Source organism: Rothia koreensis, from assembly GCF_004136575.1.
In the GTDB taxonomy this organism is placed as follows: Bacteria; Actinomycetota; Actinomycetes; order Actinomycetales; family Micrococcaceae; genus Rothia; species Rothia koreensis.
This window is the reverse complement of record NZ_NOIQ01000001.1, coordinates 409,166-433,090: the sequence shown is the minus strand read 5'-3', so window position 1 is coordinate 433,090 and position 23,925 is coordinate 409,166. Positions and strand designations below refer to the sequence as shown.

26 protein-coding genes are annotated in these 23,925 nt (G+C 65.1%); 4 read left to right on the top strand and 22 right to left on the bottom strand.

What is annotated here, in order from left to right; genetic code table 11:
- Window positions 1-13: 13 nt before the first annotated feature.
- The 7 genes from EWU68_RS01995 to clpS form a co-directional block, all read right to left on the bottom strand.
- Window positions 14-859, bottom strand: coding sequence for a phosphotransferase family protein (locus EWU68_RS01995; RefSeq protein ID WP_162421334.1), 846 nt, complete (start codon window positions 857-859; stop codon window positions 14-16).
- A 33-nt stretch (window positions 860-892) separates the two neighbouring features.
- Window positions 893-1,558, bottom strand: coding sequence for a non-canonical purine NTP pyrophosphatase (locus tag EWU68_RS01990; RefSeq protein ID WP_129314183.1), 666 nt, complete (start codon window positions 1,556-1,558; stop codon window positions 893-895).
- Window positions 1,555-2,316 (bottom strand): ribonuclease PH, encoded by a 762-nt coding sequence (rph, locus tag EWU68_RS01985; protein WP_129314182.1) that lies wholly within the window; start codon window positions 2,314-2,316, stop codon window positions 1,555-1,557. Before rph ends, EWU68_RS01990 begins: the two co-directional genes overlap by 4 nt.
- A 67-nt stretch (window positions 2,317-2,383) precedes the next feature.
- Window positions 2,384-3,178, bottom strand: a complete 795-nt coding sequence (locus tag EWU68_RS01980) for an MBL fold metallo-hydrolase (RefSeq protein ID WP_129314181.1) — start codon at window positions 3,176-3,178, stop codon at window positions 2,384-2,386.
- On the bottom strand, window positions 3,169-4,224 hold the full coding sequence (gene murI, locus EWU68_RS01975; RefSeq protein ID WP_129314180.1) for a glutamate racemase: 1,056 nt from the start codon (window positions 4,222-4,224) through the stop codon (window positions 3,169-3,171). Before murI ends, EWU68_RS01980 begins: the two co-directional genes overlap by 10 nt.
- Before the next feature lie 137 nt (window positions 4,225-4,361).
- Entirely contained in the window at window positions 4,362-4,916 is a 555-nt protein-coding gene (locus EWU68_RS01970; protein ID WP_129314179.1) for a DUF2017 domain-containing protein, read from the bottom strand.
- A gap of 4 nt (window positions 4,917-4,920) precedes the next feature.
- Complete coding sequence (gene clpS / locus EWU68_RS01965) at window positions 4,921-5,268, bottom strand: ATP-dependent Clp protease adapter ClpS (protein WP_129314178.1); 348 nt, start codon at window positions 5,266-5,268, stop codon at window positions 4,921-4,923.
- Between the two features lie 126 nt (window positions 5,269-5,394).
- On the opposite strand from clpS, the gene EWU68_RS01960 reads away from it, so the two are divergent.
- Both EWU68_RS01960 and EWU68_RS01955 read left to right on the top strand, forming a co-directional pair.
- A complete protein-coding gene (locus tag EWU68_RS01960; protein ID WP_129314495.1) occupies window positions 5,395-6,657 on the top strand; it encodes a nicotinate phosphoribosyltransferase in 1,263 nt (420 codons plus the stop codon).
- Between the two features lie 52 nt (window positions 6,658-6,709).
- Window positions 6,710-7,345 (top strand): isochorismatase family protein, encoded by a 636-nt coding sequence (locus EWU68_RS01955; RefSeq protein ID WP_129314177.1) that lies wholly within the window; start codon window positions 6,710-6,712, stop codon window positions 7,343-7,345.
- Here EWU68_RS01955 and EWU68_RS01950 read toward each other — a convergent pair.
- From EWU68_RS01950 to EWU68_RS01930, 5 genes are all read right to left on the bottom strand, one after another.
- Window positions 7,329-9,113, bottom strand: a complete 1,785-nt coding sequence (locus tag EWU68_RS01950) for a DEAD/DEAH box helicase (RefSeq protein WP_129314176.1) — start codon at window positions 9,111-9,113, stop codon at window positions 7,329-7,331. The genes EWU68_RS01955 and EWU68_RS01950 overlap by 17 nt on opposite strands.
- A gap of 156 nt (window positions 9,114-9,269) precedes the next feature.
- Window positions 9,270-9,596, bottom strand: coding sequence for a DUF3039 domain-containing protein (locus EWU68_RS01945; RefSeq protein ID WP_178979686.1), 327 nt, complete (start codon window positions 9,594-9,596; stop codon window positions 9,270-9,272).
- Window positions 9,597-9,680: 84 nt separating this feature from the next.
- A complete protein-coding gene (locus EWU68_RS01940; protein ID WP_129314175.1) occupies window positions 9,681-11,258 on the bottom strand; it encodes a hypothetical protein in 1,578 nt (525 codons plus the stop codon).
- Entirely contained in the window at window positions 11,240-12,121 is an 882-nt protein-coding gene (locus tag EWU68_RS01935) for an ABC transporter ATP-binding protein (protein WP_129314174.1), read from the bottom strand. Before EWU68_RS01935 ends, EWU68_RS01940 begins: the two co-directional genes overlap by 19 nt.
- A gap of 208 nt (window positions 12,122-12,329) precedes the next feature.
- Entirely contained in the window at window positions 12,330-13,289 is a 960-nt protein-coding gene (locus EWU68_RS01930; RefSeq protein WP_129314173.1) for a tetratricopeptide repeat protein, read from the bottom strand.
- Window positions 13,290-13,433: 144 nt separating this feature from the next.
- On the opposite strand from EWU68_RS01930, the gene EWU68_RS01925 reads away from it, so the two are divergent.
- A complete protein-coding gene (locus EWU68_RS01925; protein WP_238692253.1) occupies window positions 13,434-14,795 on the top strand; it encodes an AI-2E family transporter in 1,362 nt (453 codons plus the stop codon).
- A gap of 12 nt (window positions 14,796-14,807) precedes the next feature.
- On the opposite strand, the gene EWU68_RS01920 is transcribed toward EWU68_RS01925, so the two are convergent.
- Window positions 14,808-15,602: an alpha/beta hydrolase gene (locus tag EWU68_RS01920; RefSeq protein WP_129314172.1), complete on the bottom strand. Its 795-nt coding sequence runs from the start codon at window positions 15,600-15,602 to the stop codon at window positions 14,808-14,810.
- 84 nt (window positions 15,603-15,686) lie between these two features.
- Window positions 15,687-16,022: an ATP/GTP-binding protein gene (locus tag EWU68_RS01915; protein ID WP_129314171.1), complete on the bottom strand. Its 336-nt coding sequence runs from the start codon at window positions 16,020-16,022 to the stop codon at window positions 15,687-15,689.
- 60 nt (window positions 16,023-16,082) lie between these two features.
- Here EWU68_RS01915 and nucS point away from each other — a divergent pair, with 60 nt between their 5' ends.
- Entirely contained in the window at window positions 16,083-16,778 is a 696-nt protein-coding gene (gene nucS, locus EWU68_RS01910; protein WP_129314170.1) for an endonuclease NucS, read from the top strand.
- 88 nt (window positions 16,779-16,866) lie between these two features.
- On the opposite strand, the gene EWU68_RS01905 is transcribed toward nucS, so the two are convergent.
- The 8 genes from EWU68_RS01905 to atpB all read right to left on the bottom strand — a co-directional run bounded on the left by EWU68_RS01905 (window position 16,867) and on the right by atpB (window position 23,919).
- On the bottom strand, window positions 16,867-17,133 hold the full coding sequence (locus EWU68_RS01905; protein ID WP_129314169.1) for a F0F1 ATP synthase subunit epsilon: 267 nt from the start codon (window positions 17,131-17,133) through the stop codon (window positions 16,867-16,869).
- A 2-nt stretch (window positions 17,134-17,135) separates the two neighbouring features.
- Window positions 17,136-18,596, bottom strand: a complete 1,461-nt coding sequence (gene atpD, locus EWU68_RS01900) for a F0F1 ATP synthase subunit beta (protein ID WP_129314168.1) — start codon at window positions 18,594-18,596, stop codon at window positions 17,136-17,138.
- A 69-nt stretch (window positions 18,597-18,665) separates the two neighbouring features.
- Window positions 18,666-19,595, bottom strand: a complete 930-nt coding sequence (locus EWU68_RS01895; protein WP_129314167.1) for a F0F1 ATP synthase subunit gamma — start codon at window positions 19,593-19,595, stop codon at window positions 18,666-18,668.
- Window positions 19,596-19,655: 60 nt separating this feature from the next.
- On the bottom strand, window positions 19,656-21,293 hold the full coding sequence (atpA, locus tag EWU68_RS01890; protein WP_129314166.1) for a F0F1 ATP synthase subunit alpha: 1,638 nt from the start codon (window positions 21,291-21,293) through the stop codon (window positions 19,656-19,658).
- Window positions 21,294-21,437: 144 nt separating this feature from the next.
- Window positions 21,438-22,256 carry a F0F1 ATP synthase subunit delta gene (locus EWU68_RS01885; protein ID WP_129314165.1) on the bottom strand — a complete coding sequence of 273 codons (819 nt, stop codon included), beginning with the start codon at window positions 22,254-22,256 and terminating at the stop codon, window positions 21,438-21,440.
- Window positions 22,256-22,807 carry a F0F1 ATP synthase subunit B gene (locus EWU68_RS01880; RefSeq protein WP_238692252.1) on the bottom strand — a complete coding sequence of 184 codons (552 nt, stop codon included), beginning with the start codon at window positions 22,805-22,807 and terminating at the stop codon, window positions 22,256-22,258. The genes EWU68_RS01885 and EWU68_RS01880 overlap by 1 nt, the downstream gene beginning before the upstream one ends.
- A 52-nt stretch (window positions 22,808-22,859) precedes the next feature.
- Complete coding sequence (gene atpE, locus EWU68_RS01875; protein WP_129314164.1) at window positions 22,860-23,069, bottom strand: ATP synthase F0 subunit C; 210 nt, start codon at window positions 23,067-23,069, stop codon at window positions 22,860-22,862.
- Between the two features lie 115 nt (window positions 23,070-23,184).
- Window positions 23,185-23,919, bottom strand: coding sequence for a F0F1 ATP synthase subunit A (gene atpB, locus EWU68_RS01870; RefSeq protein WP_165162088.1), 735 nt, complete (start codon window positions 23,917-23,919; stop codon window positions 23,185-23,187).
- Between the last annotated feature and the right edge of the window lie 6 nt (window positions 23,920-23,925).

Genomic DNA, 23,925 nt, shown 5'->3' with positions numbered 1-23,925 from the left:
CGACGCCGCAGGGTCACGCGGGGAGCTCGCCCCGGTGCTCCTCGAACCACGCATCGGCTCTCTCCAGGGACTGACGCGTAATCGCTCCCCCGCCCCCGTTCACGATGGCGTAGCCGACGGATTGGAGGGGCATGAGGTGGTAGACGGTTCGTGCCCGTTCCGCCCATTCCTTGCCGACGCATTTCGTCAGCACATCCCAGCCGTACCAGTTCGCCGCGGCGGCAATGTCCCAGGACGGGTCCCCGAGGGCCGCATGGTCCCAGTCGATGACGCCGGTCAATTTGTCCTTGTTCCAGAGGATGTTGTGCCCGGAGAAGTCCGAATGAATGATTCGCGGCGTGACCGGTTCCATCTCCAGGACTTCCTCGATCAGGCGCTCCGCCACGTGCCGATTGCCGGGGAGCAACCGCGGCACGACCTGCTCTCTCAGCGTCTTCTCCCAGTCGTCCCCGCCCCAGTGGTGGTGGACCGGCTCCAAATAGGGTTCGAGGGGCACCGGGTCCATACGTCCGATGGCCCTCAGGGCTCGTCCGAGTTGACGGGCCGGCGCCGGCCCGATGTCCCTGGCTTCGCCGGGAATCCAGCTGAGGCCCACGGCCGTGTACCCGGCGCGTGAGATCACCCGGGTCAGCGGGCGAGGAACGGCGAATGGAAGGTCGTCGGGAAGTGCCCGCAGCAATCGGGTCCTGGTCTCCATGGCCTCGCCGGCCGTCAGGTTCTTGGCCACTCTCACGCTGAGCCGGTGGCCAGCGTTGACCACGATGTGCGCGGATCCGTTCGAGTGCACGTCCCATTCATCGGGCCCGACGGGAGCACCTGCCTGGTCCAATACGGCCTTGATGAGGGGGAAGTATCGCATCTGGGCGAATCTGGACATGCGGGACACGAATGACTACCTCTGTGCGAGATCCGATGAGAGCGCAGCGTCGATATGCGGGACGAGCGCCGCGAAGGCCCTCGCCCGATGACTGATCGCATTCTTCAGTTCGGCGGAGATCTGGGCCGCCGAAAGGCCGGCGTCCTCACCCGTCAGTTCGTCGGGTGCAAAGATCGGGTCGTAGCCGAAACCGTTGGTTCCGGTGACGCTCCTCAGGAGTCGCCCGGGCATGCGCCCGTATTCGACGACCTCGACGCCGCCGGGACCGGCCAGCCCCGCCGCGCACTCGAAGTGGGCCGTCCTGTGTTCCTCGGGAATGTCACCCAACTGGGCAAGGAGCAACTCGATGTTGGCGTCGTCGTCTCCGTGCCGGCCCGACCAGCGTGCCGAGAAGATCCCCGGTGCACCGTTCATGACGTCGACGCACAGGCCGGAGTCATCGGCGACGGCCACGAGACCCGTGGCCGCTGCCACCGCGCGCGCCTTGAGGAGAGAATTCTCCGCGAACGTCACGCCCGTCTCGACGACGTCGGGCGCGCCGACGGCGCCGGCGTCCACCACCTGGGTGTCAACGTCCAGGCCGCGGACACGGCCCCGGAGTATTTCACGCAGTTCGACCAGTTTCCCGGCATTGTGGCTCGCCAGGACGAGCACCGGTTCAGGCTGTCCCTCGGGGCTCATGCCGACTCCTCGAGGGTTTGTTGCTGGATCGTGGCCAGTTCCGAGGTGCCCGCCAACGCGAGGTCCAGCAGGAGGTTGAGCTCGTCACGGTCGAAGGGGGTTCCTTCGGCCGTTCCCTGGACCTCGACGAAGGAACCCGATCCGGTGACCACCACATTCATGTCCGTCTCGGCTCGGACGTCCTCGACGTAAGGAAGATCCAGCATGGGGGTACCGTCGATGATCCCGACCGAGACGGCCGACACGGAATCGGTCAACGGGCTCTTCTTCCGGTCCACGATCCCCTCGCGTTGTGCCCACGCGACGGCCTCTGCGAGCGCAACATACGCCCCGGTGATGGCGGCCGTGCGCGTTCCGCCGTCGGCCTGGAGCACGTCGCAGTCGAGAACCACCGTGTTCTCGCCGAGGGCCTCGGTATCGATCACGGCCCGCAGGGACCGTCCGATCAGGCGTGAGATCTCGTGGGTGCGTCCACCGATTTTTCCCTTGACGGATTCGCGGGCGGAGCGCGTGTTGGTCGCTCGGGGAAGCATCGCGTATTCGGCGGTGACCCATCCCTTGCCCTCGCCCTTGAGCCAGCGGGGCACTCCCTCGGTCAGCGAAGCGGTGCACAGGACTCGGGTATTGCCGAACTCGATGAGCGCGGAGCCTTCCGCGTTGCGGGACCAGCCACGGGTAATGGAAATGGGCCGGAGTTCGTCGACGGCTCGCCCGTCGGCTCTCGTCGTGGCGCTGTTCGGGGAGGTCTGAGAAGTCATGTCTTCACCATACCGCCGCCCGGCGGGAAAGACCCACGGTGACAGGCCCGCTGAGTCACTCCGCGGGTCAGGACCGGCCGAGTGTGTATTCGGCCAGCGGAGCGACGACGTCGGCCGGACCATCGAAGTGATCACGGGCCTCGGCGAGCACCGTGGCCTTGTCGTTCCAGATGGGCAAGTGGGTCAGGAGAAGTCGCCGGGTTCCGGCCTCCTGGGCCGTCTGTCCGGCTCTGGCCCCCGTCAGGTGGATGCCCCGGAGGCCGTCATCGCGTCCTTCCATGTAGGCGGCTTCGCAGAGAAAGAGGTCGGAGCCTTCCGCGGCCCGGGTCAGTCCCTCGCAGGCATCCGAGTCTCCCGAATACGTCAGGACGACGTCGCCACGCTCGCCGTGCTCGGTCACGCGCAGTGCGAAGGGGTCCTCGATGGGGTGCACGACTCGGAAGGGTTGGACGGACAGCGGGCCGACCTCGACGATTTCCTCGTCCGCCCATTCGTGGAAGGTGAACTGGTCGCCGAGGGTCGCTTCAGGAGGCATGCTGTGCGTCCGGGCCAGGTAGGAGTCCGTTCCCTTGGGGCACCAGACGTCGATGGGTCCGGTGGACCAGCCACGAGGGTCCCACCGGGCCGCAATGTACAGTCCGGCAAGGTCGACACAGTGATCGGGGTGCAGGTGACTCACGAACACGGCGTCGATCGCCGTGAGCTCGATGTGCTTCTGGATCTCCCCCAGCGAGCCGCTTCCCATGTCGAGCAGGACCCGCCAGGTCCGTCCCGCGGAATCAGTGGATGAGACCAGGTAGCAGGACGCCGGGGACTGCGGCCCGGCGAACGAGCCGGTGCACCCGATGACTTTCAGTTCCATGAGGTTCCTCTCGGCGTGTCGGGATCTCCGTGCGGATCGGGGTTGCTCCGTGACGGGCTCGGGTCAGCGGCCGAGTGGACGCGTGGTTCGGCGGGCAGGGTCACGCTGGCCTGCACCTGCTGCTCGGGTGTCACGACGGCAAGGGACGCCGTCGGAAAGGATTCCGCGATGCTGCGCGTGTGTCTGACTCCCGTCACGGCGGGGCCCAAGAACCGCTGGGCGATCTGCTGGAATGCCTCGGGGTCTCCCGTGGCCACGAACTCGTGCTCCGGCGCTGCGCCGTCGGTTCGGAGCAACCCTTCGTTGGTCAGGGCGCGGAACAGGTCCTTGGCCGTCTCCTCCGAGGAGGTCACCAGGGTCACCCCGTGGCCCAGGACGTAGGAGATCACGCCGGTCAGGAGGGGGTAATGGGTGCATCCGAGGATCACGGTGTCCGCCCCGGCGTCCTGAACGGGAACGAGGTGTCTTTCCACGGTCTCGAGCAGCTCCGGGCCTGTCGTGACGCCGCGTTCCACGAAATCGACGAACTCGGGGCAGGCCTCCGAGCGAACCGTCAGATGTGGGGCCGCGGCGAAAGAGTCCTCGTAGGCTCTGGATGAAATGGTGGCCGCAGTCCCCAGGACCCCGATCTTGCCGTTGCGGGTCGCGGCGACCGCACGACGAACCGCGGGCTGGATCACCTCGACGACGGGGATGCCGTACTTCCTCGTGTATCTTTCCCTCGCGTCGCGCAGCACCGCTGCCGAGGCGGTATTGCAGGCGATGACCAGGGCTTTGACGCCCGAATCCACCAGATCGTCCATGATTCTGAGGGCGTTGGCGCGAACCTGGGCGATCGGCAGGGGCCCGTAGGGACCGTTTGCGGTGTCGCCGACGTAGATGACCTTCTCGTGCGGCAACTGATCCATGATCGCCCGGGCCACCGTGAGCCCACCGACCCCGGAATCGAAGACGCCGATCGGCGCGCCCGGCGTGGGGGCCGAAGGGGCGGTACTGCCCCACGCGGTGAGCTTCTGCGAATCGTCGGCAGTCAAGTGGCTGTTCATGGTGCTTTCGAGGGTAGCGGCTATTGGTCTCGACCGGGGCCCGACGGGGTCATCGGATCGGCATTGCGGGAAAACTCACTCCGGTCCGACCACAGCATATCCGCTGATCGGTGGACTGATTGCACCGTCATGCCAGATCAGTCGAGGTCGGAAAGCATGGCTTCGACGAGTGAGTCCTGCAACCAGGAGACGAATTGGTAGACCAGGGACATATAGGATTCGACGTCCTGCGCCTGGGACCAATCGGTGTAGGAGGCAACGCGTTGTGCATCCTCCTCGGATTCGATGCCCAGCCGGGTGGCCAGGACCAACCGGACGTCGTTGAGCGCCGAGGCGAAGGCCATGGAGTGCTCGTGGTCAAGAAGAAGTTTGGGAGACTCGCAGTCCATCGCGGCCATCCTCAGGTGACCGATTTTTGCTTCCCTGACGGAACGCTCGGTGAGCCGCCGGAATTCGGCGGCTTCCTCGTCGTCGTCGCTGGCCTGCGGAAGCAACCGGGCCAGGGCGGGGTCCTCCGGGACCGACGAATCCTCGGAGATGCCCACCAAGGAGGCCAGCGGGTCCTCGTCCTCCGGGGTATCGGGCTCCAGGGTCGTGATGACGTCCTGGAACAGTTTGATGAGCAGCTCGCGTTCCGGCCCTTCGAGGCCGCCGGTGATGCCCTTGCGCCCGCTCCTGAATTCCTTGGCCATGGTCTCAGCCTCCGTCCCGTTCGAATGTCGCCCACAGACCGTACCCGTGCATAGCACTCGTGTGCCGTTCCGCGTCTTCCCGGCCGCCGGTGAACACCGTGGCGCGACCCTCCTGGTGGACGGCCATCATGAGGGTCCTCGCTTTGTCCTGAGAGTAATGAAAATGCGCACGAAAGACATAGGTCACGTAACTCATGAGGTTGACGGGATCGTTCCACACGATCACGCGCCAGGGGTTGTCTTCGGCGGGCCGGTCCAAGAGGCCGACATCCGCCGATGGCGTGGTCTCCGGGGACGTTCCCGGGGCGGACTCACTGGCCACGGGCAGATTCTGTGCAGACTGACTGACCATAATGCTCAATCCTAGACGTTTCGCCGCGGTCACGCCTTCCCCATTGGTTCCGTCGGGAGCCCTGGGTAGGCTTGGGGGGTGACATCAGACTCCCCCGCGCTCCTGACGGACCACTACGAACTCACGATGCTGCAGGCCGCCATTCGCGCCGGCGTGCACGAACGGCGTTGCGTCTTCGAGACGTTCACGCGTCGCCTGCCGGCCGGTCGACGGTACGGGGTGCTCGCGGGGACCGGACGCTTCCTCGAGGAACTGGACAATTTCGTCTTCGACGACGCCCAGCTGAGTTTCCTCCAGGACCACCACGTGGTGGACGGTCCGACCCTCGAGTACCTGGCCAATTTCCGTTTCTCCGGGTCGATTCGTGGTTACGCGGAAGGCGAGGCCTTCTTCCCCCATTCGCCGGTTCTCCAGGTCGAGGCTCCTTTCGCCGAGGCCTGTGTCCTGGAGACCTTGCTGCTGTCGATCCTGAACTACGACTCCGCCGTCGCCTCGGCGGCTTCGCGCATGACCGGGGCCGCCAACGGCCGCCCGTGCCTGGAAATGGGTTCACGGCGGGCGCACGAACGGGCCGCGGTCGCTGCTGCGCGGGCTTCCGTCGTCGCGGGATTCTCGGGAACCTCCAATCTGGAAGCGGGCCGTCGCTACGCCGTCGAGACGATCGGCACGTCGGCACACGCGTTCACGCTCCTCTTCGACGACGAAGAATCCGCGTTCCGCGCGCAACTGGATTCCCTGGGGCGCGGCACGACCCTTCTGGTCGACACGTACGACGTCGAGCAGGCCGTCCGGCGCGCCGTCGATCTCGCCGGGCCCGAGCTGGGCGCCGTCCGGCTCGATTCGGGAGACTTGGCGGCACAGGCCGTCGCCGTGCGGCAGCTCCTCGACGACCTCGGCAACCGGGACACGAAGATCACCGTGACATCCGACCTGGACGAGTACGCGATCGCCGGCCTGGCCGCGGCGCCGGTGGACTCCTACGGGGTGGGCACCCGCCTCGTGACCGGGTCGGGAGCCCCCACATCGTCGATGGTCTACAAGATGGTCGCACGCGAGGACGCGGACGGCCGTTTGGTTTCCGTGGCCAAACGTTCCCGGGGCAAGGGCTCGACGGGCGGCCGCAAGCACGCCGCTCGACGGCTGGACCGCGACGGCACCGCCATCGCGGAATCGGTCGCTCTGTCACCGGACCTGGTGGGCGGGCCCGACTTCCGGCAGCTGATGCATCCGCTCGTGATCGACGGCGACATCCTCCCGGGGTCCACGGGGCCCGAAGGACTGCGGTCGGCGGTTGCACGGCACCACGAGTCGACTCGGGAACTCCCGCGGGCCATCCGACGGCTCTCCGAGGGGGAGCCCGCGGTACCGACCGAATTCCTCGATCACTGAAATCAATTCTTCGTACCGACCACTGATCCTGAATCCTTCAGAAAGGTCCAGCATGACCAGAGCGTTGCTCATCGTCGACGTCCAGAACGACTTCTGCGAAGGCGGCCCCCTCGCGACTCCGCGAGGCTCCGAGGTCGCTTCCCTGATCTCCGGCTACCTGCAGACCCACCAGGCGGCCTACGAAGTGATCGTCACGGCCCAGGACTGGCACGTGGACCCGGGCGACCATTTCAGCGAGACCCCCGATTTCCAGGATTCCTGGCCCGTGCACTGCGTGGCGGAGACCCAGGGTGCCGCCCTGCACCCGGATCTCGAAACGGACTATGTCTCCGCATACTTCCGGAAGGGTGAGCACGAGGCCGCCTACTCAGGTTTCGAAGGTCTTCTGGCGCCCGAGGAGTCCGTCATGCCGGGAGAACACGAGCCCGGTGAAACGGCCGAGGGCACCCTCAAGGTTTCGCTCGACGACTGGTTGCAGGAGCAGGAGGTGACCGACGTCGACGTCGTGGGCATTGCGACGGATTACTGCGTGCGCGCGACCGCCCTCGACGCGATCGACGCCGGCTACGACACCCGCGTGCTCCTCGACCTGACCGCCAGCATCCACGACGACTCCGCGGAGGAGGCGGTCGAAGAAATGGAAGACGCCGGAGTGGAGGTCATCGAGTCCGCTAGCGTCGGCCGATGAACCAGTTCTGCAATTTGTCGATGCGGGCCTGAATCTGTTCGGCGGTCGCCTGGGCCACCGGGGGGCCGCCGCACTCGCGCCGAAGGGCATTGTGCACGGACCCGTGCGGCTCCCCCGTCCGGGCCGCCCACGCCGAGACATTCTTCGCGAGTTTCTGGCGCAGATCCTTCAGCTGCCGATGATCGGGAACGGACGCGGCCGCGGGTTCAGGTGCTTTCCCCCGTGACTGCTGGTGACGCTGCTTGAGCAGGGTTCCCACCTGGTCGGCGTCGAGCAGACCGGGAATTCCGAGAAAGTCTTGGTCGTCCGAACCGACCTCGTACCCGTGGTAGTCCTCCCCGTCGTAGAGCACCCCGTGGAAGGACGCCTGGGAACCGATGGCCTCGAACTTGCCCGAGGCCAACCGCGAACTCGCGTTCTCCTCCTGATTGGCCTCATCAATGAGGTGGTCGTCGAGTCCCTCGTCGGCCGCGATGATCTCTTCCTCGTCCGGACTGTCTTTCAGGTCCAGGGCATGGTCCCGCTCGGCCTCCATCTCCTGCGCCAGGTACATGAGAATCGGGACCGAGGGCAGGAACACCGAAGCGGTTTCGCCACGTTTCCGGGCGCGGACGAAACGCCCAATGGCCTGGGCGAAGAACAATGGGGTCGATGTCGAGGTCGCGTAGACGCCCACCGCGAGCCGGGGAACGTCAACACCCTCGGACACCATGCGGACGGCGACCATCCACCGGTCCTCGGAGGCGGAGAACCGGTCGATCCGGTCCGAAGCGGTCTTGTCGTCGGAGAGAACCAGCGTGGGCTGGGAGCCCGTGATCTTCGCCAACCGTTCGGCATACGCCCGGGCATCCTCGTGATTCGAGGCGATGACCAGACCACCGGCGTCCGGAACCGTGCGCCGAACTTCCGAAAGCCTGCGGTCGGCCGCGGCCAGCACCGACGGGATCCATTCACCCCGAGGATCGAGCGCGGTTCTCCAAGCTTGCGCCGTGATGTCCTTGGTGAACCCCTCCCCGAGGTCGGCCGCCATCTCGTCGCCGTCGCTCGTGCGCCAGTGCATCGTGCCGGAGTACGCCATGAAGATCACCGGTCGGACCACGTGGTCCTGCAGGGCTGGACCGTAGCCGTAGGAATAGTCGGACTGCGAGCGCAGCAAACCCTCCTGGTCCCGTTCGTAACTCACGAACGGGATTCTCGAGGAGTCCGATCGGAAGGGCGTGCCCGTGAGGGCAAGCCGACGATGCGCGGGCTCAAAGGCTTCTTGGAGGCCGTCGCCCCAGGTCAGCGAGTCACCGGCGTGGTGTATCTCGTCGAGGATCACCAGGGTCCTGGCGTTCTCGGTCCGCGCCCTGTGCAACAGGGGCTTGTTCGCGACCTGGGCGTACGTCAGGGCGACGCCGAGGTATCCCTGCGCGTGGTGCCCGTCGGAATTCTTGAAGTTCGGGTCGATCGCGATGCCCACACGGGCCGCCGCGTCGGCCCATTGGGACTTCAGGTGATCGGTCGGTGCCACGACGGTCACGCGGGACACCGTCCCCCGGTCCAGCAATTGCTTGGCCACGCGCAGTGCGAAGGTCGTCTTTCCCGCGCCGGGTGTTGCCACCGTCATGAAGTCTCGGGGCTCGTCAGCGAAGTACTTCTCCAGCGCTTCGGCCTGCCAGGCACGCAGTTTCGGAGCCGTGCCCCACGCCGCGCGATCTGGATAGGCCGGGGGAAGGTCGGCGGCTGATCCGCCGAAAAGCGATGGCTGGGAGAGGTCGTCGGGCACTGGTGTCTGGTCACTCCTGATCGTCACGGGTTCTGCGCGGAATGGACGCACTGCATCCGGTGACGACGTCGTCCTGTCGCGGCGTCGTCACTCGTCCACCCGGCTGGACACGTCACGGGGGATGACGCGCCGTCGGGCACTCACGATCGAGAGCGGTTACTCGTCGTTGTCGTTGTTGTCGTCGCCGCCGCGCATGGATTCGTAGATTTCCTTGCACTCGGGGCACACCGGGAACCTCTCGGGGTCCCGACCCGGCGTCCACACCTTGCCGCAGAGCGCGATCACGGGATCGCCGGAGAGCGCCGACTCCATGATTTTCTCCTTGCGCACATAGTGCGCGAACCGTTCGTGGTCTCCGGGCTCGGCGAGTTGACGCGTCTCTTCGCGTTCGATGGTCGCGGTGCCGCCGGGGGTCGTCCCGTAACCGGTATCGTCCAGCGGCTCGGACGTGTCAAGGACTTCGAGGGCTCGGTCAAACATCATGCGACCATTCTACGCTCGTGCCCCGGACGCGCTGAACCGAAATTGTCGTCGCTCGTCCGGGGCACAGAACCGCTCCATGAGCGTCTACCGGATTCTGGCCAGGTCCTGATAGAGCTCGGGGGCCCTCTTGTCGTACCAGGCTCCCCCGAGGCGAACGCCGACCCAGAGCATGGCTCCCCCATACAGACAGCCGACCACGAGCGCCATCCAGCCGAAGACGGGGTTCCCCGTGAGAGCCCCCACGCCCAGAAGGATCCAGACCGGGAGCGCCAGTCCCACGATGAGCAAGCTCGTGACGAATTGGATGAGCATGTTGGCCATCCCGGAATTGTTCTTCCGCGATTTCCAGGGGCTCTCCCCCGGGGCGGCGACCGGCAGGGCGTAGCGAACCGAGACGCAGGCGCCCACGCCCAAACCGGCCAGGAGCATACACATCGAGGCGCCGAGATTGGTGGGAATACCTCCCGGGGTGCCCTGAAGGAGCATCGCCACCGCGGATACCACGACGACGAGCGGCACGAAGATCGCGACCATGCCGAGGGTGCGCCCCCAACGATCCTGGAGCCCCGTGACCGGTGCCGTCATGTGCAGCGCAAAAGCGGTGTTGTCGTAGGAGACGGAGTAGGAGCTCTGCCAGGCGAGCATCCACCCGACCAGCGGCCCCACCATGGTCAGGGACGCTCCGCCGTTCGCGGTCCCCACGAACCAGAACACCACCAGGAAACCAGGGGCGACCAGCAGGTTCAGGTTCAGACGAGGGTCCTTGAAGTAGTAGGTGGCGGTTCGTGCCGCCACGGCGCCCACCGGTGATGCGGGGAATCTCGAGAACAGTCCGAGCGCGGATCCGGACTTGCTCCTGCTTGAGGACGATGCCCCGCCGGCGCCCACATGGCTGATCTGGTGCGCAATGACCGCCCGCCACAGCAGAAGGCCCCCGACCAGGCACACGGCCGTCACGACCAGTCGCAGCACGAGGACGAGCCACTGGCCCTGTGCCACGTCGCCGGGAAGCGCCCAAGCGACACCCAGCGGGGTCCATCCCAGAACCGAAGCGACGGCGTGGACCCACGAGGGCGAGAACAGGCTCTCCGTCAAGGACCCTGCGATGGGTCCGGCGCACAGCAGCGCCAGGAAGAACACGGCTCCAATGCCTTCCGCCAAGAAGCGTTTCTGGCGTATGGCCATGCCGAGCGCGCTCATCAGGCGGGAGCAGATCATGAGGATCAGGAATCCCAGGAATCCGGAGAACACCGACACCAGTGCCGGCAAGGGGGATGCCCACCCCAGCACCGGGAAGAACGATCCGATCAGCGTCATCATCCCGAAGATACTGATCACGGACCCCGCCAGCTGGCCCCCGAGGATCTCCCCCGGTTTGAGAGGGAACGGCGCCAGAATGTCCGGGTCCAGGGTCGAGTCCTGGCCGGAAATGACGACCGGGACGATGCACCACAGAGCCGTCACCAGCGCCCCGAGGATCACCGCGAGGCCCTGCACGGTCTCGGGCTCGCCACCGCGTTGGGCCATGAAGACCGCGAACACGGCGAACAGGCCGAGCACTGCGTACACCGCTCCGATGATCGTTCCGGCGAGCGCCCAGCCACTGCGTTTGAGCGAGGCCACGAAGTGCGCCCACTTCAGGCTCAGGAGGTTCCCAACCATGAAATCCCTTCCGACTCGACGCGACCGCCCACCAGGTCCACGAACACGTCCTCGAGGCTCGACTCGCCCCGAACCTCGTCGACCGTTCCGGCTGCGAGAATCGACCCCTGGTTCATGATGGCCACGTGGTCGCACATGCGCTGGACCAGGTCCATGACGTGGCTGGAAACGACGACGGTCCCGCCGTTTCTCACGAATCCTGCCAAGATGTCCCGAATATTGGAGGCCGAGACCGGGTCCACGGATTCGAAGGGTTCGTCCAGAACGAGGACCTTGGGAGCGTGGACCATCGCGGAAGCCAACGCGATCTTCTTGCGCATTCCGGCCGAATAATCGGTCACGGTCGTGTTTGCGGAGTCCGTCAGGTCCATCGCTTTCAACAGGTCCTCGGACCGTTCGGAGACCGTTTCCTTGTCGAGGCCGTGCAGCAAGCCGGCGTAGGTAATGAGTTGCCGGCCGGTCAGTCGATCGAAAAGATGCACTCCGTCCGGGAGGACGCCCACCAGGCTCTTGGCCTCGCGGGGCCTCTGCCAGACATCGATTCCGCGGATGCTTACGCTGCCACTGGTGGGCCGCAGCAGGCCCGTCGCCATGGAAAGGGTTGTCGTCTTGCCCGCTCCGTTGCGGCCGACGAGGCCGTACATCGATCCTGACGGGATCGTCAGATCGATGCCGTGGACGACTTCGCGGTCGCCGAAGGCCCGCGACAGGCTGTCGATGCGGATCGCTTCTCGGACGGATGGGGCCGAAGCCGCGTCGGTCCCCTGGCGATCCGGCGACGTCGTATCAAAGGGAGGCGGGCCACCGGCGTCGGAGGCCGGTTGCTGCCCCGTGGTGCTGAGGTGATTCGTGTCTCTGTCCATGGAAATATCACATCACGTGCGCACCCCGGCGTCATCAGCCCACGGGTTGAATCCGTGAGCTTCGCAGGCCGACGTGCATCGCCGTGTGGATCCTGCCATGTCGATCGACACGGAGCGAGGCGGCAGTCTCGTGCAGAATTCACGCCTCATCCTGCACCATCCTGCCGCCTCGCGAGGAGGAGTCCGGTGGCTCCGTTGCCGCAGTCGGTCAGAACAGAGCCCGCATCAGGGCTCCCCGCGCCTTGACCACTCGCTCGTCCTCCGCACCGACGACCTCGAACAGTTCGAGCAGTCGCTCGCGCACCGTGTCCTTGGTCTGCGCATCGGACCGCTGGATCAGGCGAATCAACCGGTTGAAGGCGTCCTCGACATGGCCACCGGAGACGTCGAGGTCTGCAACGGCCAATTGGGCCTCGACGTCGTCCGGACGGGAGGCCGCTGCTTCTCGGGCCTGATCCAGGTCCTGGTCCTGTACACGCTGCAGGAGGCCGACGCGCGCCAGCCCGATCTTGGCTTCCCGATCGGCGGGCTTGTCCCGCAAGGCTTCTTTGTAGGCATCGGCCGCGGCCTCGTAATCGCCCTGCTCGATAGCGGCCTGGGCCTTCTGGTGTTCGGGCGGCAAGGGGGCCGGCTCGGTTGTTCCCCCGGCGGCGACGGGTTCGAAGGTGCCCGTGAGCTGGGACTGCTGGGCCAGTTGCAGAACCTGGCCCAACAGCTCCTGGATCTGCTCGGCGGGCACCGGAGAGTTGTACATCGGCGCGGGCCGACCGCCGAGCATGGCGACGACCCCAAGTGTTCCCTGGATCTGGAAGGCCTGCGCTATCTCGGGGGCCTGGTCGATGTCCACGGCCGCCAGCAGAATACGACCGCCTGCCTGGTTCACGAGTTGCTCGAGCTGGGCGACCGAGTCGACGGCCTGCTGGTCCTTGCCGCTGTACAGGGCGAAAACAACGGGGCCCCGCCCGGACAGCTGCGCGACTTCCTGGAACTCTTCGGTCGTGGTGACCGCGCGACGGTACGTCGTCCCTCCGCCGGTCTGGCTCGGAGCGCCCTCCGGCTGGGCCGAACCGCTCATCTGCGACAGGTCGGGAGCCGATCGCACCGAATCCGGAATGTTCTCCTCCGGCTGCGGCTGCGCGTCGGTCGAGCCGAACGGTCCTGAAGTCATGTCATCAATCCTTTCGCCGTGGGATGTCCCTGCGAGACTCACGATATTGGCACAATCATCTCAAACACGCGGAAGCGGTCCCAACCACGTACGCCGTCCGGGTAATCTCGGTCCTGGAGGACCGTCGTCGGAGAGAGGAGCTGCATGCCAGGCAGCAAACGGCCGGACAAGGCCCAGGGCCGGGGCGCAGTGAGCCGGTTGCGTTCTCTGCTGGGAAAGAAGGGCGGCGCTCCTTCCTTCCCCGGGGCCAAGCCACGGCCGCGGTTCGGCCTGCCCGACGTCGATGTACCTCAGCATGGACCGAGCGGCCAGGGGGCAAGCAACGAGGCGCCCCTGGGGGCCCCGTCCGGGACGGAGGATTCAGCGTCCGAGGAGTTCGACGACGCCCCGAGGACCGGTCCGGACCAGGCCGACCCTGGGCACGCGACGACAGCCTCCACAGCGATGGATGAGACCATGCCGGTCCGCAATCCCGTCCAATTCGGCTTCCTGGTCACCGTGGGTGTCGGCCTGGCGCTGCTGGTCTACTACCTCGCGGCCAACGTCGGTGCCCTCGGCGGATGGATCACGGGCGCAATGTTCATCGCCCTCGGCCTGGACCCGATCGTCCGGTGGTTCGAGTCCAGGGGGCTGCCGCGCATCGGCGGCGTCGCGATCGTGCTCCTGGGGTTCGCCGGCATCGTGGTGCTCATGGCGACGGTCGTGATTCCGAGCATTGCCCGGCAGGCCCTGGGATTCATCAATGGCTTTCCCCAGACCTTCGACGATTTCCTGTCCTCGAATTTCATGGGGGAATTGGACGACCAATTCGGTATCAGGGACAAGGTCGAGAACGAGGCCGGCAAATTCTTCGACACGGCATTCAGCGATTCGAGCCTGATCGGAAACTTCCTCAATAATCTGATCAACGCCGGGTCTGCCGTCGCGCAGGTCATCACGGGAACACTCATCGTCATGTTCCTGGCCCTGTACTTCGTGACCTCATTGCCGACGATCAAGGCCTGGGGCATCCGCCTGGCGCCCCGGTCCCGACGTCGCCGCGTCGCCGAACTCACGGAAAAGATCACCCAGTCCGTGGGCAACTACGTCATGGGGCAGGCCGTCGTCGCCCTGCTCAACGCGACCTTTGCCCTCATCGTCATGTCCCTCGTCGGCGTCAATTTTCCCCTGCTGTGCGCGTTTGTGGTGCTGCTGCTCGCCTTCGTGCCCCTGGTGGGCGGGGTCGTGGCCGGGATCCTCGTCACGTTCATCGCCCTGTTGAACGGGTGGCAGTCGGCCGCCGTCTATGCCATCTGCTATTTCGCATACCTCCAGATCGAGGCCTATTTCATTTCGCCCCGAATCATGAGCAAGGCCGTGGCGGTCCCCGGCTCCGTCGCGGTCATCGCGGTCGCGGGAGGCGGAGCGCTGTGGGGCGTTCTCGGTGCCATCATCGCGATTCCGGTGGCGGCTTCCGCCATGCTCCTGATCCGCGAGGTGTTCATCCCCCGCCAGGACCGCAGGTAGCAGCAGGCCTGGTCAGTCGTTGGTCTCGGTACCGACGTCGCCTTCCCAACTGGTCTTGAGACGTACGGGCCGACCGGCAACCCTCGAGACGATCTCGTCGTGGGCGCGACGGACGTATTTTTCACCGACCCACAGGTGCTTGGCCCCGTCGATTCCCTTGACCTCGGCCTGAGGGATCGCGGCAAAGCGTTCGCGGGCCGCGTCGGGCTGCAGATAGTCGTCCTTCTCGGGGACCAGCACGGTCAGGGGAAGGCCGCTCTCGGCCCACGCACCCAGGTCTTCCTCGGTCGCACGGTGCAAAGGCGGCGAGAGCAGAATGCCGCCGCTGACCTGCGATACCACGGGTTCCCTCGATCCGTATCGGAGGACGAGCTCGGTTCCGAAGGACCACCCCACGAGCCAGATGTTCGACAACCCGCGATCGCGGAGGAACCGCATCGCTGCCAGGACGTCGGCCTGCTCCCCCACACCGTCCTCGAATGAACCGTCGCTGGTCCCCCTCGGCGAGCTCGTTCCGCGCGTGTTGAAGCGGAGCACGCCGAGGTGCGCCAGGGCGGGCAGCCGGTAGGAGGCCTTCTTGTACACGTGGGAGTCCATGAAGCCTCCGTGCGTGGGCAGAGGGTGAAGGCACAGCAGAATCGCGGCGGGGTCAGCGCGTTCCGGAAGGGCCAGCTCACCGACCAAGGTCTTGCCGTCGTCCGTCGTGAACTCGATGTTCTCCCGTCGGGCGGGCAGGACCGTCGTCGGCCCGATCTCGATGGGGCCGTCGGTGCGGGTATCGGCCTGAGCAGGTTGTGAAGTCGCCATGCTCTCGATTCTACGGGCGCACGCTTCCCCGAACGTCCCGTGAAGATCGAGGGGCGCGTCGTCGTGCCGAGGCGGCGTTGCGAGTCAGCGAATCTCCCAGCACCGGGCGTGCCAGTGCCGACGGTCCTCGATCGCTCGTTGGTCCCCAAAGAGATGGTCGTTCTTCCACACGACGTAATGCGCGGTCCCTACGGGGATGCCCCGGCCACAGCCAGGGCAGGTGTACGGCTTCCTCGCTCCCGACGCCGGGACGTAACGCACGTACCATTCGCCGAGCTCATCCCTCTCGATGCGGGGCGCCGGGTCCAGGGCACGTGAGATGTCCCCTCCCGAGGACCCGGAGAATCTCTGCCATTTGCTCGGACCGGCCTTGCCGTGCCCCGACTGGGTGCGCCGGGGGTTTCTCCGAGAACGTGCCATGTCATCATTGTGGCACAGGCGAAACTGCGCCCGTTCGGCCGTCCCGGTAGAGTGAGCCGGGTGCGTCTAGTAATAGCTGATTGTTCCGTAGATTACGAAGGTCGACTCAAGGCCCATCTCCCTCTGGCCACGCGTCTTCTCATGGTCAAGGCCGACGGATCCGTGCTGGTCCACTCGGACGGTGGTTCCTACAAGCCGCTGAATTGGATGTCCCCACCGGCGACCACCCGGATCGAGACCCGCGAGGACCAGGACTTCGACGACGATGCCGTCGAGCGGTGGATCGTCCAGGCCGCCAAGTCGGATGACCGGCTCGTGGTTCGGATCTTTGCCAAACACCACGAGTCCGACCACCAGCTCGGGGTGGATCCCGGGCTCATCAAGGACGGCGTCGAGGCGGACCTCCAAAGACTGCTCGCGGACCAGATCGAGACGCTGGGCGACGGGTACAGCCTGATCCGCAGGGAGTATCCCACGGCCATCGGTCCCGTGGACATCCTCGCGCGCGACGCCACCGGGCACACCGTGGCCATCGAGTTGAAGAGGCGCGGGGACATAGACGGCGTCGAGCAGTTGACTCGGTACCTCGAACTGCTCAACCGCGACCCCGTCCTGTCCCCGGTGCGCGGAATGTTTGCGGCCCAGCTCATCAAGCCCCAGGCCCGGACACTCGCGGAGGACCGCGGCATCGCCTGCGTGACTCTCGATTACGATGCGATGCGCGGCGTCGACGATTCCGAGGGCCGCCTGTTCTGAATCACCGGCGGTGGTACGCCAAGGGCCCGGCACTGTGGTCAGTGCCGGGCCCTTGGTCCGTTCCGAACGACTTCTGCGTCGCGGGCTGCTACAGGTCGGAGCTGCTGGTCGCAGCGATCACGACGCTGTCGTTGGACACCGTGAGGAATCCTTCCTGCAGACGAGCCGTCTTCCGCTCACCGTCAACGGGGTCGATCACGAGTTCCCCGTCCTCCGCCAGGAGGGCGAGGGTCGGCGCATGGCCCGCCATCACGCCGATGTCACCGGCGGCGGTGCGGGCGCGCACATACTTGGCTTCGCCCTTCCACACGACGGCCTCGCGGGAAACCACTTCTACCTTCAGAACGGATGCCATGATCAGTTACCGCCCTGTTCCTTGAGCTCGGCCCACTGGCGCTCGACGTCGTCCAGGCCACCGACGTTGTAGAACGCCTGCTCGGGGACGTGGTCCAGTTCGCCGTCGCAAATCGCGGTGAAGCCCTCGATCGTGTCCTTGATGTTGACGGTCGAGCCCTCGACACCGGTGAACTGCTTCGCGGTGTAGGTGTTCTGGGACAGGAACTGCTCGATGCGGCGTGCGCGCGAGACAACGACCTTCTGCTCCTCGGACAGCTCGTCGACACCGAGGATCGCGATGATGTCCTGCAGGTCCTTGTTCTCCTGCAGGATCGACTTCACGCGCACGGCGGTGTCGTAGTGGTCCTGGCCGATGTACTGGGGGTCGAGGATTCGCGACGTCGAGGTCAGCGGATCCACGGCCGGGTACAGACCGCGCGAGGCAATGTCACGGGACAGCTCGGTGGTCGCGTCCAAGTGAGCGAACGTCGTGGCCGGTGCCGGGTCGGTGTAGTCGTCCGCGGGAACGTAGATCGCCTGCATCGAGGTAATCGAGTGCCCGCGGGTCGAGGTGATGCGCTCCTGGAGCACGCCCATCTCGTCGGCCAGAGTCGGCTGGTAGCCCACCGCCGAGGGCATGCGACCGAGAAGGGTCGAAACCTCGGAGCCCGCCTGGGTGAAGCGGAAGATGTTGTCGATGAACAGCAGCACGTCCTGGTTCTTGACGTCGCGGAAGTACTCGGCCATGGTCAGGCCGCTCAGCGCGACGCGCAGACGCGTTCCCGGGGGCTCGTCCATCTGGCCGAAGACCAGGGCGGTGTCCTTGAGAACACCGGCCTCGTCCATCTCGACCCAGAGGTCGTTGCCCTCACGAGTACGTTCGCCGACACCGGCGAAGACCGACGTACCACCGAAGTTGCGGGCAACACGGGTGATCATTTCCTGGATCAGCACGGTCTTGCCCACGCCGGCGCCACCGAACAGACCGATCTTGCCGCCCTGGATGTAGGGGGTCAGCAGGTCGATGACCTTGATGCCGGTCTCCAGCATCTGGGTCGAGCCCTCGAGCTGCGCGAAGTTCGGTGCTTTGCGGTGGATGGGCCAGAATTCGCTGGCCTCGATCTGGTCGTCGTCGACGTCGAGCGAATTGCCCAGAACGTTGAAGATGTGCCCCTTGACGCCGTCACCGACGGGAACGGAGATGGCGGCCCCGGTGTCCTGGACCGGGGTGCCACGGACCAGTCCGTCGGTCTGCTGCAGGGAAATCGCGCGGACCAGGTTGTCACCGAGGTGCTGCGCAACCTCGAAGGTGATCTTCTTGGTCTGGCCGCCGATGGTCAGCTCGGTGGTCAGAGCGTTGTAGATGTCGGGGACCTGGCCGGCCGGGAACTCGACGTCGACCACGGGGCCGATCACTCGAGCTACGCGTCCGACGCCGCCCTGGACCGACGCGTTGGTCGATTCGTTCATGGTGGCTGTCATTCTTTCACTTACCTCTTCGCAGAAATCTCTGTGCGCACGTTCTGTACGTGGTGTCTGTGGATGGGATGGTCAGGAGGCGGCCAAGGAATCGGCACCCGCTACGATCTCGCTGAGCTCCTGGGTGACCTCCGCCTGGCGGGCGTTGTTCATCAGGCGCGTGTACTGCTTGACGAGATCGTCGGCGTTGTCGCCCGCGGACTTCATCGCGCGCTGGCGGGAAGCCAATTCGCTCGCGGCCGCCTGGAGCAGGCAGGAGAAGATCCGCGTTTCGATGTACCTGGGCAACAACTGGTCGAGGACTTCCTCCGCGCTCGGTTCGAACTCGAAGGATGCGGCGTTGTCGAATTCGTCGTCGCTGACGTCCTCGCCCGGTACGATCTCCTCGCCCATCTCCTTCGCGTCCACGACGGTCAGGGGCAGCAACCGGAGAATCTTGGGCTCTTGGGAGACCATCGACTGGAACTGGGTGTAGACGATGTGGAGGTCGTCCACGCCGCCTTCCTCGTACGGAGTCGAGTAACGGTCCAGGAGGACCTCTCCGATCTCCCGAGCCGTCTCGACGTGGGGATTGTCCGTGTCCCCCGTCCACACCTTCTCGTAGGTACGATTGCGGAAATCGTAGTACTGCTGGGCCTTGCGCCCGACGATGTAGAGCTCGACCTCACGACCGTCCTGGCGCAACCGCTCAATCAGGCCTTCGGCCTTCTTGATCGCGTTGACGGAGTAGGACCCGGCCTTGCCCATGTCACTCGTCATGACCAGAACGGCCGACCGACGTGATTCCGAACCGTCGCTGATGAGCGGGTGCGTGATCGACGTCTGGGTGGCCACTGCGCTGACGGCCCTGGTCAGGGCGTTCGCGTAGGGACCGGTCTCGTTCGAACGCCTGCGGGCACGGTTGATGCGGGAAGTCGCGATCATCTCCATCGCCTTGAAGATCTTCTTCATGGACGACGTCGAAGCAATCTTCCGACGGTAAACCCTGATCTGGGCTCCCATAGAGCTTCCTTTCAGCCCGGACGGTGCGCGGCCCCTTCCGGAACCGCGCACCCTCAGGTCTTATCGCTTGACGATCTGTTCCTGATCAACGTCCGCATCGTTCACGGGAGTGGCCTCCTCGTTCCCGGCCTGCACCGAACCCGAGGCGTTGTTCTGGCCCGCCGTGAAGTCGCGCTTGACGCTCTCGACCGCAGTCTGCAGCGCGGAGACGGTGTCGTCCTCGAGCTTTCCGGTATCCCGAATGCTGTCCAGCACGTTGGTCTGCCGACGCAGGTGGTCGATGAAGCGCTCCTCGAAGTCCAGCACCTGCGACACCTCGAGGTCATCGAGATGGCCCTTGGTTCCGGCCCAGATCGAGACGACCTGCTCCTCGACGGGGTACGGGGTGTACTGGGGCTGACGGAGCAACTCCATGAGGCGTGCGCCCCGGACGAGCTGCCGGCGGGACACCTCGTCCAGGTCGGAGGCGAACATCGCGAATGCCTGCATCGACCGGTACTGAGCGAGGTCCAGCTTGAGCGTTCCGGAAACCTTCTTCATCGCCTTGATCTGTGCCGAACCGCCCACACGCGAGACCGAGACGCCGACGTCGACCGCCGGGCGCTGGTTCGAGTTGAAGAGGTCCGACTGAAGGAAGATCTGACCGTCGGTAATCGAAATGACGTTGGTCGGGATGAAGGCCGAGACGTCGTTCGCCTTGGTCTCGATGATCGGCAAACCGGTCATCGACCCCGCACCGAGCTCGTCCGAGAGCTTCGCGCAACGCTCCAACAAACGGGAGTGCAGGTAGAAGACGTCACCCGGGTAGGCCTCGCGTCCCGGAGGACGACGCAGGAGGAGGGACACCGCGCGGTAGGCCTCGGCCTGCTTGGAGAGGTCATCGAAGACGATGAGCACGTGCTTTCCGCCGTACATCCAGTGCTGACCGATCGCGGAACCGGCGTAGGGAGCCAGATACTTGAAACCAGCGGCGTCGGATGCCGGGGAGGCAACGATCGTGGTGTACTCGAGGGCGCCGTTCTCTTCCAGGGTCTGGCGAACCGAGGCGATGGTCGATGCCTTCTGGCCGACGGCGACGTAGATGCAACGCACCTGCTTGTTGACGTCTCCCGATTCCCAGTTGTCCTTCTGGTTCAGGATGGCGTCCACGCCGAGGGCGGTCTTGCCGGTCTGGCGGTCACCGATGATCAGCTGACGCTGTCCCCGACCGATCGGGATCATGGCGTCGATGGCCTTGGTACCGGTCTGCAGGGGCTCATGAACCGACTTGCGCTGGGTCACGCCCGGAGCCTGGAGCTCCAGGGCACGGCGACCTTCCGACTCAACGGGTCCCAGATCGTCGATCGGCTGGCCCAACGGGTCGACGACGCGGCCCAAGAATGCATCGCCCACGGGAACCGAAAGGACTTCCCCGGTTCGATGAACTTCCTGTCCTTCTTCAATGCCGGCGAAATCGCCGAGTACGATCGCTCCGATGTCGCGAGTATCGAGGCTCTGGGCCAGGCCCAGCGTTCCGTCCTCGAAGCGAAGAAGCTCGTTCGCCATGACCGAGGGAAGGCCCTCGACACGGGCGATGCCATCAGCTGCGCTGCTGACGCGTCCGACTTCCACTCGCTGTGCGTCGCCGGGTTCGTACGATGCCGCGAACTCGTCGAGCGCGCTGCGGACATCATCGGCATTGATGGTCAAATCGGCCATCTTGTGTCCCTGCTCTCCTTGATTGGTGGTCCCACGTGCTGTTGGAACCGAGTGTACGTGTATGGGGGTGGATCGCACCGTGAATTCCGGACGGCCTCACGAGTGATCCAACTGTGTATCAGACTGAATCGCTGCGGGCGGTCGTCACGAGGCAGACAGTGTCTGGTCCAAATTCGCGATGCGGGTGGACATGGTTCCGTCGATGACCTCGTCCCCGACCTGAACCTTGATACCGCCGACGACGTCCGGATCCACCGTGACGTCGAGGGTCATGTCCCGCTGGTAAACGCCGGAGATGGCCTTCTCGAGGCGATCGAGCCTCTGGTCGTCGAGGGGAACACTGGTGGTGACCTTCGCAATGAAACGCTGCGAAAGCGACACCAGGATTCCCGCGAACTTCTCGGCGAGGTCGGCCGGAAGAACCCCACGCGGGTGCTCCACGATCTGGTCGATCAGCAGGCGGCCTTCCTCGGTCCTGGCGGGACTGATTCGCGCAGCCAACTGCTTCTTCGCCGATGCGTCCGCACGCTGGTCGGTCAATGCCGTCTGGATCTCCGGAGATGCCTGGACCGCCTTGGAGAAGTCCAGGACGTCGTCGATCACTTCGGAGAGTGCATCCTTGCCGGCCCGGTTCTCCGCGGCGAAGGCCGCCGCGAGCACCCCGAGGTGTTCCAGGGCATCGCCGAGTTCCCGCTCGGCAGACCAACGAGCCTCCGCCGCGCGCGCCACGGATTCACGCACGGCGGGGTAAACCTTGCCCTCCAGAACGGAAGAGGCGATCTTGCCGCGCACTTCCTGCTCTCGCGAGGGGTCGGTCAGACCGCGGCGCAGTGCGCCGTTGTTGTCCACCAGATCGGCGACCGAGAAGAGCTCCTCGCTCATCGAGGCATTGGCCTCGGTGGAGAAACGCTGCTCGAACAGCCGGCTCAGCTTCGTGAGTGATTCAGTCGATACGCCTGCCATTACTTGGTCGCACCTGCACTTCGTTGCTGGGACGACTCGAGGTCGGCCAGGAAGCGGTCCACCACGCGGTTGGAGCGTTCGTCGTCGTTCAACGACTCCCCAACGATCTTGCTGGCGAGTTCGGTGGCCAGGGTGCCCACCTCGGTGCGCAGGGAAACCAACGCGGCCGAACGTTCGGCCTGGATGGTCTTCTGTGCATTCTCGGTGATCCTCGCCGCCTCGGTAGCGGCACGCTCCTTGTGTTCGGCGACGATCTGTTCGCCTTCCGCACGAGCGTCCTCGCGGATCTTCTGCGCTTCGAGTCGAGCGGACTCCAGCTGCTGGTTGTACTCCTCACGAGCAGCCGCAGCCTCGGCCTGGGCCTTTTCGGCCTTGGCCAATCCACCCTCGATTGCCTCCTTGCGATCCTGGTAGATCTTCTCGAAGGTCGGGGCGATGAACTTGACGACGATGTACAGAAGGATCAGGAACCCGAGGCCGGTGATGAGAACTTCCCACCAGTCAGGGCGAAGAGGGCTTGCACCCTCTTCCGCTGCCATCAAGAGTGACATAAAGGAGATTCCTGTTCTCTAGTTCTGTCTTGGATTGAGCAACCGGTTGGGGCTACTGGATGAATGCCAGAACCAGACCAAGAATCGCGAGAGCCTCGACCACGGCGAAGCCCAGGAACAGCATGGGCTGCAGGACGCGCTGGGACTCGGGCTGGCGTGCAACGGAGGTCATGTAGGCCGCGAAGATGAGGCCGACGCCGACACCGCCGCCGATGGCTGCGAGACCGTAACCGATGGCGCTGAGCGAACCTGTGATTTCCATTGGCTTTTTCCTTTCGTGATGCCCGATGCCGGGCTCTGTGTGCCGCGAGGGCATGTCTATGGCGGTGGGTCCGCTCATGTCAGGGCGGGACCCAGATCCAGGTTTCCCCGGAATTCTAGTGTGCTTCGGCCACGGCTCCCTGGAGGTAGACCGCGAACAGAAGCGTGAAAACGTAAGCCTGGATGGCCTGAATGAGCAGCTCCAGGAAGAACAGGAAGATTCCGAAGACGCCGGAGAACAGCGAAGCCACAATCCCGAAACCGCCGACTTCCTGGATCAGGAAGGCAGTGAGGCTCGCGGCCACCATGATGGCCATGTGCCCGGCGAACATCGTGGCGAACAGACGCAGGGAGTGGGTGATCGGTCGAATGATCAGGTTCGAGAGGAACTCGATCGGAATCAGGATGACGTAAAAGGCCGGGGGAACTCCCGAGGGCATCGTCATGGCCTTGAGGAAGCCGCCGAGGCCCTTGTTCTTGATGCCCGCGGCAATCCAGCAGAGGTAGGCGAATCCGGCCATGAAGTAGGCGCTGCCCGCGTGGGAGAACGTGGGCAACTGCAGGAACGGGATGGATCCCCAGAGGTTGTTGACCAGGATGAAGAAGAAGGACGCGAACAGGAGCGGAACGAACGGCTTGAAGTGATGGACGCCGATGATGTCCTTCGCCAACGAGTTCCTGACGAAGCCGTAGCCCATTTCACCGGCGAACTGCATTTTCCCGGGAACCATCGAGCGGCGCCGGCCGGCGGCCATGAAGAAAACGGCCACCACGGCAACCGCCAACAGCATCAGGAGCATCTGCTTGCCGAAGCCGAAGCTGCCGATGTGGAACAGATCAGGCAGATGCATGTCCTC